We start from the raw sequence: 1,424 nt of genomic DNA, 5'->3' as shown, positions 1-1,424 counted from the left end.
GCCTCGAACTGATCGGCGCGGACGGCCCGACCACGGTCGAAGGCCCCTTTGCCCGCAACCGGCTCTTTGTCGGCATGCTGGCGGCAGCCACGGCGCGCGCCGTGGTTGGGTCCGAGGCCGCCACCGGCACCAGCATCGGCGCGGCGCTGCTGGCATCCGATCAGCCGGCGACGCACGGCAAGGGCGAAAGAATAGAACCGCCTGTAGACCCGGCCTGGGTCGACTATGTCAGCGCATGGCGCTCGGCAGTGGACGTGCAGGGCTGATCAGAGAATCCGTTTGCCGAAAGCCGACATGACGAAGTTGACCGCGTCGGTGCCGATCCGCGGCTCCAGATCCGCCGTCAGGCCCGAGACATCCATCGACAGCAAGCCACCGGAGAGCGCGATCGCCTCCATCGCCTGGTGCGTTTCGCGCACGGTCAGCCCGCCGGAGCCCGCAGCCCAGCCGGCGAATTCGGTTGCGGTCGGCGAATAGCTGACATGAAAGCCTTGCGTGCCTGAGGTGGCGATGCGGATCGCTTCGTGCATCAGGTCGCGCATGCCCATGGCGTCGATGTCGGTCATGGTGAAGGCCGACACGCGCGAATCCTTCAGCACCCGCGCCTCGGCCGGATCGGCGTGGCGCAGGCCGACGATGACGACATTTTCCGGCGACAGCTGCGGCTGCAGCGCGCCGGCCTTGTGATCGAGCCCGAGCGATCGCGCCAGGACCGAACATTCCGGCAGGTCGATGCCCTCCTCGTCCTCTGGCATCAGGGCGGCGATGGAATCGATCCAGATCAGGCCGAAAGAATGCGTCGCGCGAGCCGTCGCGGTCAGCGCCTTGTGGGCGATGCGACGATCGACGCCGGCAATCAGCCGGACCAGCCCCGATGGCGGCCGCTCGACATCGGCGAGTTCCACCACGTCGAAGTTCATCGCTTCCAGCCGGGCGCCGGTGCTTTCCCGGGCCAGGATGCCGGCAGCTCCCTGCCCGGCCGTGATCTGCACCATCTTGCGGCCGGAAAAATCCTCGACGTCGTGCATCGGGGCCTTCTCGACATATTCCGAGGTCATCGCCAAAAGCATGGCGCCATAGCTCATGCGGAAGGCGACGCGGTCGCCGACGGAGGGCCTCGGGTCGGCATCGGCGACATCCAAAAGCAGATGATCGCTGGAGGCGCCGAGCACCCTTATCCCCCTGGCGATCGGCGTCAGTCCCTCGACCAGCACATCCTCACGGCCGATATTGGCGATGGCGCGCAGCCTGTCGCCTTCGTCGGGGAAGACCGGCTGATTGCCGAAGGCGTCGTAGCCCGATTGGCCGATCGGTCGTGACGGCTTGAGCTTGACCTCGATGATGTCGCTTGTCAGCCGGCAGGCATCGGGTTCGAGCTCCGCCCACGGCGTGTCGCGGAAGGTCTCGACACCACCCTGCAGGAT

Annotated in this window: 1 protein-coding gene and 1 pseudogene; one reads left to right on the top strand and one right to left on the bottom strand. The window is 66.8% G+C overall.

The features are described from left to right. Nucleotides 1–266: pseudogene (locus EN939_RS34105) on the top strand (carbohydrate kinase); the annotation flags it as partial. Here the strand turns inward: EN939_RS34105 and EN939_RS34100 are convergent. After that, on the bottom strand, nt 267–1,424 hold a 1,158-nt coding region (locus EN939_RS34100; RefSeq protein WP_206528425.1), incomplete at its 5' end, for an arginase family protein.

This window comes from Mesorhizobium sp. M7A.F.Ca.CA.002.05.1.1, assembly GCF_003998335.1.
Classification (GTDB): domain Bacteria; phylum Pseudomonadota; class Alphaproteobacteria; order Rhizobiales; family Rhizobiaceae; genus Mesorhizobium.
This window is presented reverse-complemented; position numbering and strand designations above follow the sequence as displayed.